The organism is Okeania sp. SIO2B9, from assembly GCF_010672505.1.
GTDB classification, from domain to species: domain Bacteria; phylum Cyanobacteriota; class Cyanobacteriia; order Cyanobacteriales; family Microcoleaceae; genus Okeania; species Okeania hirsuta.
In genome coordinates this window covers 1-7,625 of the sequence record NZ_JAAHGK010000209.1, presented here as the reverse complement: position 1 = coordinate 7,625, position 7,625 = coordinate 1, and the positions used below count along the sequence as shown (strand labels likewise).

General features: G+C 33.7%; 8 protein-coding genes. 6 read left to right on the top strand and 2 right to left on the bottom strand.

Annotation, left to right across the window (positions count from 1 at the left end):
- Nucleotides 1-677: 677 nt before the first annotated feature.
- The gene (locus F6K13_RS09980; protein WP_338043128.1) at nt 678-1,463 is read left to right on the top strand and encodes a hypothetical protein; all 786 of its coding nucleotides are present in this window, start codon (nt 678-680) and stop codon (nt 1,461-1,463) included.
- A 42-nt stretch (nt 1,464-1,505) separates the two neighbouring features.
- Here the strand turns inward: F6K13_RS09980 and F6K13_RS09975 are convergent, their stop codons facing one another.
- Nucleotides 1,506-1,859, bottom strand: a complete 354-nt coding sequence (locus tag F6K13_RS09975; protein ID WP_124143354.1) for a four helix bundle protein — start codon at nt 1,857-1,859, stop codon at nt 1,506-1,508.
- 521 nt (nt 1,860-2,380) lie between these two features.
- Here F6K13_RS09975 and F6K13_RS09970 point away from each other — a divergent pair.
- The 3 genes from F6K13_RS09970 (at nt 2,381) to F6K13_RS09960 (ending at nt 5,370) form a co-directional block, all read left to right on the top strand.
- A complete protein-coding gene (locus F6K13_RS09970; protein WP_124143355.1) occupies nt 2,381-3,016 on the top strand; it encodes a ThiF family adenylyltransferase in 636 nt (211 codons plus the stop codon).
- Between the two features lie 88 nt (nt 3,017-3,104).
- Nucleotides 3,105-4,274, top strand: a complete 1,170-nt coding sequence (locus F6K13_RS09965; RefSeq protein ID WP_124143356.1) for a hypothetical protein — start codon at nt 3,105-3,107, stop codon at nt 4,272-4,274.
- Nucleotides 4,275-4,293: 19 nt separating this feature from the next.
- The gene (locus F6K13_RS09960; protein WP_153183495.1) at nt 4,294-5,370 is read left to right on the top strand and encodes a hypothetical protein; all 1,077 of its coding nucleotides are present in this window, start codon (nt 4,294-4,296) and stop codon (nt 5,368-5,370) included.
- 419 nt (nt 5,371-5,789) lie between these two features.
- On the opposite strand, the gene rd is transcribed toward F6K13_RS09960, so the two are convergent.
- Nucleotides 5,790-6,503, bottom strand: a complete 714-nt coding sequence (gene rd / locus F6K13_RS35025; protein ID WP_124143358.1) for a rubredoxin — start codon at nt 6,501-6,503, stop codon at nt 5,790-5,792.
- Nucleotides 6,504-6,701: 198 nt separating this feature from the next.
- On the opposite strand from rd, the gene F6K13_RS09945 reads away from it, so the two are divergent.
- Both F6K13_RS09945 and F6K13_RS09940 read left to right on the top strand, forming a co-directional pair.
- Nucleotides 6,702-7,097, top strand: coding sequence for a Fur family transcriptional regulator (locus F6K13_RS09945; RefSeq protein ID WP_124143359.1), 396 nt, complete (start codon nt 6,702-6,704; stop codon nt 7,095-7,097).
- 165 nt (nt 7,098-7,262) lie between these two features.
- Nucleotides 7,263-7,511, top strand: coding sequence for a hypothetical protein (locus tag F6K13_RS09940; RefSeq protein WP_124143360.1), 249 nt, complete (start codon nt 7,263-7,265; stop codon nt 7,509-7,511).
- The last annotated feature ends 114 nt before the right edge of the window (nt 7,512-7,625 follow it).

Genomic DNA, 7,625 nt, shown 5'->3' with positions numbered 1-7,625 from the left:
TTTTTAATTTCAATACTGAATTAAAAAATAACAGTCAACATTGTAGGGGTAAACGGCCGTTTGCCTCTAATGATGCTAGAAATGATATTACTCACAAAGCAAAGGAATTTAATATTAAGAAGTTAAAACTTAAAATTCTTGATACCAAACTATTTCTTTGTTGCTAAATAGACATCTCCAGAAAAGAGGGAAAAGGGAGTAGGGAGTAGGGGGAAATAATTGATAATTTCTGTGCGATAATTGATTTGATTTTTTATAATTGAAGATGTCTAATAGAAATCTCCAGAAATTAAATATTACTATCTTCCTTCCAGTTAATAAATTTTAACTTCCAAATTTACTCATTATTATATCATGTCCGGTAGCATCGGTATTGTATAGCAAAGGTAGGCAACAGGCAACAGGCAGGAAGGCTTAAGAGCAAGAAAAAAACTTAAATTTCCTGTAGATATCCACGCTAACTTTTACACAAACGATACCAACAGACATGATATTACTTATTCCTTCTTCTTTCTTCCTTTTTCCCTCTTCCTTCTTCCTTCTTCAATAAATCAAAAACTATGACAGATATTTGAAATTTATTAAACAAATTAGCTGCTCAAGAAGCACAATTAAATAATATTCAATTTCTAGCACCTTGTATAAGAAATGGGCGAGTCAAAACAAAAGTAGCAGGAATGGTTTATACCTTTCAAACTCAACCTAAAAAAATTGAAGGTTGGGGAATTTTTCAACCAATTAATGACAAAATAGCAAAATTTGTAGAAGAACCAAATTTGCCTCAATTAGAGGAATATTTCCAACTTTTAAAACCTCTTAGATTATTCCTTGCTTGTCAATTAAAAGGGCAAAAATGGCTAGCATATCCAACTAATGAATCTGATGCTAAACAACGTTTTGGTTTTGCTAAACCTATAGCAGTTCATATAGTAACAGAAGGAGCTATGTTTGAGTCAATAATTGCTAGATTTGATGGTAGTTCCTGGTGGTTTGAAGATATCGATCGCCGTGCCGATCCTTTTGTTGCGGAACAGTTACGGGAAGCGTTCAAAAATATTACGCCACTCAAAGAAGTCAGGTTTAAGGGGATAACACCAGAAATGAAAACAGTTTATGACTTAGTAGCGCGACAAAAAGAAGAGTTTATGAAACAAATGCAACAACAAAGGGATGAAAAACAACTGCGTGAAGCGTTAGAAATGGGAGGAGGTGAATTGCAGGATTTTCGCGATCGCTCTACTTATTGGCAAGTAGAATGGGTGACAAGGGATGGGGAACGTCATAGTTCTGCTATTGAGAAAAATGATTTGACTGTGGTGAGTGCTGGTATTTGTCTGAGTGGGGGCGATCGACATTTTGATTTACAGTCTTTAGTGGGTGTTGTTAAAGAAGGAAGAAGGAAGAGGGAAGAAGGAAGAAGGAAGGAAGGAGGAAAGACGGAATCAGGAAGAAGGAAAGACTGAAGTTGCAAGAAAGTAGGAAGAAGGAAGTAAGAAGGAGGAAAATTATGCTTCTAATTTACGAATAGTGGCTATAATGAGACGTTGTAGTTCATCAACTTCTTGAATGATAGAATTAAATAATTCTGGTTTAGCTAAATTTACTGCTTTAGCAATAATTAATTGGGTATCTAACTCTCTGAGAGAACCTAGAGCAATTCTGAGAAAACGTATATATTCAACTTTACTTATTCTGCCATATCCTTCAGCAATATTTGAGGGAACTGAAACACAACTACGACTAATTTGACTCGTTAAACCGTAAAGTTCAGAAGTGGGAAAATGTTGAGTTATTTGATAACAATTAATAGCCATTTTAACACCTCTTTTCCATATATATTGTTCTCGATGACTACCCATAATTTAAAATACCTTTAATCAGTAAGAAGGAAGAATGAAGAAGGAAGAAGTAAGAAAGAAAAAGTAGATAGGGATAGTCTCCTACAAGCTGCTCCATGTCTACAAACTCCAATTAATAAGTAAGAAGGAAGAAGGAAGAAGGAAGAAGGAAGTAAGAAGGAAAAAGTAGATAGGGATAGTCTCCAAAAAGCTACTCCAAGTCTATAAACTCCAAGCAATCTTTACCCCTTCTTACTTCTTCCTGATAAATTATATCCCTTCTTCCTTCGAGTTGATAACTTTTAATTTTCAACTTTAGTCCTTCCTACTTATTCTTTCCTTCCTTCTTACTTCTTATTTCCAACTTTAGTCCTTCTTCCTTCTTCCCTCTTCCTTCTTCCTTCAAAACATTGATAACTTTTAACTTCCAACTTTACCCCTTCTAACTTCCCCTTTCCTTCCTTCTTACTTCTTACTTCCTACTTCCAACTTTAGTATTTCTTCCTTCTTCCTTCTTCCCTCTTCCTTCTTCCTTCCAAACTATGTTTTTTCACGAACAAATTTACCGCAGTTCAGAAGTTATGACAAAGCTAAAAAATTTGTCAATAACTATTTGTGGTGCAGGTGCTTTAGGAGCAAATATTACTGAAAATTTAGCTCGTTCTGGGTTTAGTAAATTACGGGTTATAGATTGCGATCGCATTGAGGAGCGTAACTTATCTACTCAACCTTATTATCGTTCTGATGTGGGAGCTTTTAAGGTTAAAATTTTGACTAATAGTCTCTATCGTGCTTTAGGAGTAAAAATTGATGGTCAAATTCAAAAATTAACTGAAGAAAATGCAGGTAAACTATTAGGAAAAAGTGAGTTAGTGATTGATACTTTTGATAATAGTATTAGTCGGAGTGCTGTGAAAAATTATTGTGCCAATGCTAATATTTATTGTCTTCATGTAGGGTTAGCTTCTGAATATTCAGAGATAATTTGGAATGAAAATTATCGAGTACCTTCTCCAGTAAATGATGATATTTGTGATTATCCATTAGCGAGAAATTTAGTAATGTTAACTATTGCTGTTGCTTGTGAAGTTGTGGTGAATTTTGCAGCGACAAAACAGCAGGATAATTTTACTGTGACTTTAGGAGATTTTGCTGTTAAGCCATTATTATTTATGTAGGATTAAATCAATATATGCTATGCTGATTTAATGACTAAATTAAAGTTGATAATTGAATTACAAATATATAGCATAAAAGGTAAGATAAATGACAACAAATATAGACATTCTTAAAGATGAAAGAGTTAACTGTTATTCTGTAATGATTCAGTTGAGAGTAGCAGAATATTTAGAAATGGTAGAAAAAGTTTTTAATGATAGAGGAGGTTTAGAAGGACAAAGAGATACTTTAAAAACAAGAACAGCTATCAGGATTCGCAAAAGAATGATTGAAGACTTGGAAAAAGGAGCTATACTACCACCAATAGTTCTAGGAGTAATTACTTCAGCAGAAAAATTATCTAATATTAATAAATTAGATAAAGATAAATTATTAAATTTAATCAACGATAATTCTGAAAATAGCATATCTATCATTGATGGAATGCAAAGAACAACTGCCTTATATGATGCGCAAAAAGATACTAATATTAGTGTTAATAAAGTTCGGATAGAATTCTGGATAGCATCGCAAGTAAATAGTTTAATATATCGGATGTTAGTATTAAATACAGGACAAATTCCTTGGAATTTGAGAAGACAAATTGAAACTGTTTTTCAAGCAAATTTGAAGGAACTAAAAGCCAAATTTCCAGATATAGACATCATCAAAGTTGACGATCAAAAGAAACGTAAAAATTCTTGTCAGTATCAAGCAGATAAAGTCATTGAACTATTTTTAGTTTTCGGTGCTAGAAAGGAAAAAGTTGACCTACAAGAGAAATTAGCTGATGAATTTACGAGACAAGACTTTATAGAATCAGTAGCTAATCCTAATTTTACGAATATATTTTATGAAGTAATAGGATGTCTAGCTGACTTTGACTCAGCTCTATCTGCGTATGAGGATACAACTAAAGAAGGGTATTTCAAAAAAGGTAAAGACTTATTTCGTAGTCATCCAGCTTGTATTGGTTTTGTAACTTCTATCGCTTTATATGTACAAGGTAGACCTGGTAATGATTATTGTTTAGAAAAACAAAATAAAAGATGGAGTGAAATTAAAAATAATGCAAATAAACTGTTTGAAAAAGTCAAAGAAATGAAACATAGCGAAATAGGTGATTTTTTAGATTTTCCAACACTTAACGAACTGATTAGTAAAAAAACGGGTAAATCTACTAACTTTGAAAGAGCGTTTTTCTTAGAAGCTTTTAAGGTCTTAATAGAAGAAGATTTCGACGTTAAAACAATGACACCATGTTGGAGAGCTTACTGATACCAAGATGTCTAGAAATATGATCGAAGCTAATGAATATATCTTCAATAAATTAGCTGATTTTTTTGAAGTAAGTAATATAGACATCGTTATAGATGAGCAAAAAAAACGTTATATTGAGACTGATGATGAAGAAAAAGAATGGTTAAAAAAATTAAAAATAATTAACCAAAAATATCAGATTTTACCCAACTTTGCAACAGCGTCTTTTCAATATGGTGGTAATGATTATTTTGTAGCCATTGGTTCCCAAGAATATTTAGAAAATAATCAAGAAGTCATCCAGTTTATAGAATTGAATGCAGGCATAGTTACAGCTTTATTGTTTGAATTAAAAATATCAGTGGCTCGAAAAGCTAGTCCCTATGATATTGCAGATAAAATTTTTTATCCATCTCAAAAAGAAAGAATCGGATATGATTTTTCTACAGTCAGAGACTTATTTGAACCAATTTTTGTTTATAAAATCCCAGAAAATTCTCCTTTTTTGAATTTAGATGATATAACTTTGATTAGAATTTCTGGTTTTTATGCTAAAAATAGTCAACTGGTTTCATTAAATTTTTCATCAAATACTCTGAATGAATTTGAAAAGCTATTTATTGAAGGTTCAAAAAATATACCTTATGAAAACTTACTACTCAGCTTAGTTTCTGTTTATTGGAAATATTCATTTCTCGATATCTATAGATGTATCGAAAGATTATTTCCCATATCAGAACTAGAAGACCTGCACACAAAATTAAATATTCAAGATTCCCTATTAAACTTTGCCGATAATATTGAATCTTATATCGGTTGGAAACCAAAAGAAAATGAAGCACTAAATAAACTGATTAAAGATTCTCCCAATTCAGCACGTCAGATACTTCGTCAAGTAAAAGCTAATATTAACAATGTAGAAGAGGGAAATCTTGGAAATTTTGTCTATAAAATTCGTAATTCGATTGTGCATTTTAGACCTGCTATAAAGCAAATTAAATTCAACGATAATAATTGGGATATGTTAATCCATTCATCTTTGCTAGTTATTGAACATTGGTATGACAAATATGAACAACAACTTGCAGATAGTAATGTTGATAACGATAACTAAGGTGAAACTCAGAATAATTAAGATATTATCTCTATCCAACCAATTACAGCATATTTCAGTCAAATGATGTACGAGGTAAATGGTGAAAATCTTGTAGTGCGGGCATCTTGCCCGCGATGGGTGTACTTCATAGAGTCGCAAAGTGCTGTATTTCATCACCCATTAAATTACCAAAAGCAGCAGAAATTATCTTTTCCACCACAAATTAAAATCATGCAAAATCTAATGTAGAAAAGCAACCCCAAAAACTATTGGAGATTACTTTCCTATGGCAGTGATTTTATAGTAAGTTATCAGTCAGATTTGATATATAGAAGTCGAAGGAAAAGTTAGGACAGATAAAAAGCTTAAAACTCAGACAAAGCAATTTTTCCCTCTTCCCTCTTCCTTCTTCCCTCTTCCTTCAACAAAAAAAATACTTAAGCTGCAACCGCTTCTTCATAAGGAACAAAAGATTTCTTCTGCGCTCCACAAATAGGGCAAGACCAATCTTCAGGAATATCTTCAAATGCTGTACCAGGAGCAATACCAGAGTCAGAGTCGCCAACAACTGGATCGTAAATCATCGAACACACCCGACAGATCCATTTACGGGTTGCAGCTTCCTTTCCAGCAGCTTTTTGTTTCGGTGCAACACCATTCAAACCTTCGAGAGCTTCTGTATATTGATCCGCGTGATGATGCTCAATGCTAGTCAATAAACCAAACTTATGAGTTGCTTGGCGAAACATCGAAGCGTGTTCCCGAGACTCTTCTTCTTGCTCCTTAAATTCTGCTGCTGCTGCACTATCACGATCTACCCGTGCTTGTTCGGCAAATTCTGGGTACATAGTTGTATATTCATAAGTCTCTCCTTCAATTGCTAACTCTAGACAACGAGAAGCGATCGCTTTTTTCTGCTCTTCAGTCAAAGTAGATGGGTCGTCTACCACTAACTCTGGGTGAAGTAGGCGAAAGTGGGAAAAGGCGTGTTGAGTTTCTTGGTTAGCTGTTTCCCGGAAAAGTTTGGCTAAATCTTCCATGCCCAATTTCTTGGTTACTTCGGCAAAGAAAAGGTATTTACGGTTAGCCATTGATTCTCCTCCAAAAGCATCAGACAAGTTTTTGGCGGTGTTAGAGTTGGACAAGTCCATGATGTTCTCCTGAATTCTTTCTTTTACTCTGTTATATCTAAGAATAATTCTTATTTAATAAAATGTCAAGGAAAAGATTAATTTTAAATTAACAACCAATATTTGTTGAGATGTGTTATAATCTGAAGTTGGTATAAAATCTATTAATAAGCCTAAATAATGAACAGTAACTATACTGCAACAAATATTAAGAAAGAAATGCAATCTAAAGGACTGAGAATCACTCCTCAGCGGTTTGCAGTTTACGCTAATCTTTTATCTCGTTCAGACCATCCGACAGTAGAGGAGATACTGAGTGAAGTCAACCGTGAGTTACCAATTTCTTCCAAGGCAACTATTTATAGCGCCTTAACAGTGTTACGAGAAGTAGGGTTAGTTAAGGAAGTATTGTTGGAAGAGGGAGTAACTCGTTATGACGCTAACGTTAAACCTCATCATCATTTTTGCTGTCAAAAGTGTGGCGCGATCATTGATATCGACTGGGAAACTTTTAGTAATTTGCAAATGGATCGTTTACCACCAGGAATTTATCCTGAAAGTTATGAGGTTATTCTTAGGGGTACGTGCAGTCGTGAAAGTTGTAATAAAGCATAGGCATTGAAGAAGGAAGAAGGAAGAAGAAAGAAGGAAGAAGGAAGAAAGAGGAGATACTAAAAAGTTGACAACCCTCGAATGATACCCAACCAATTCTAGATACCGTGGGTGAGGTTGGGGTATTAAACCCATCAGGGAAAAGATAAATTTGATAGTGCGAGCATCTTGCTCGCGAATATTTTAGTATCGCTAAAAAAGAAGGAAGAAGAAAGAAGGAAGAAGGAAGAAGGAAGAAAGAATAAGAGAAAAGTGGATGGGGATACTAAAAAGTTGCCACGACTCTCGATCACTCCCCAACCAATTGTTCCTTCTGCCTTCGTTTATGATATTCTTTTTGTTAATTACTATTGCCAATTATTAGAATTACCCTATGAAAATCAAAAGCTTCAATCACGTTGCAATTATTTGCTCTAATTATGAAAAATCAAAACATTTTTATGTAAATAATTTAAAATCCTAAAATATTCACATAAAAATGTTTAGATGGAAAGAGCACACGTCTAAATTCCAGTCACCGTCGCGGCCTTA

Coding starts and splice junctions, on each gene's coding strand:
- F6K13_RS09980 (WP_338043128.1), top strand. CDS start 678: ATGGTTTATACCTTTCAAACTCAACCTAAAAAAATTGAAGGTTGGGGA.
- F6K13_RS09975 (WP_124143354.1), bottom strand. CDS start 1,859: ATGGGTAGTCATCGAGAACAATATATATGGAAAAGAGGTGTTAAAATG.
- F6K13_RS09970 (WP_124143355.1), top strand. CDS start 2,381: ATGTTTTTTCACGAACAAATTTACCGCAGTTCAGAAGTTATGACAAAG.
- F6K13_RS09965 (WP_124143356.1), top strand. CDS start 3,105: ATGACAACAAATATAGACATTCTTAAAGATGAAAGAGTTAACTGTTAT.
- F6K13_RS09960 (WP_153183495.1), top strand. CDS start 4,294: ATGATCGAAGCTAATGAATATATCTTCAATAAATTAGCTGATTTTTTT.
- rd (WP_124143358.1), bottom strand. CDS start 6,503: ATGGACTTGTCCAACTCTAACACCGCCAAAAACTTGTCTGATGCTTTT.
- F6K13_RS09945 (WP_124143359.1), top strand. CDS start 6,702: ATGCAATCTAAAGGACTGAGAATCACTCCTCAGCGGTTTGCAGTTTAC.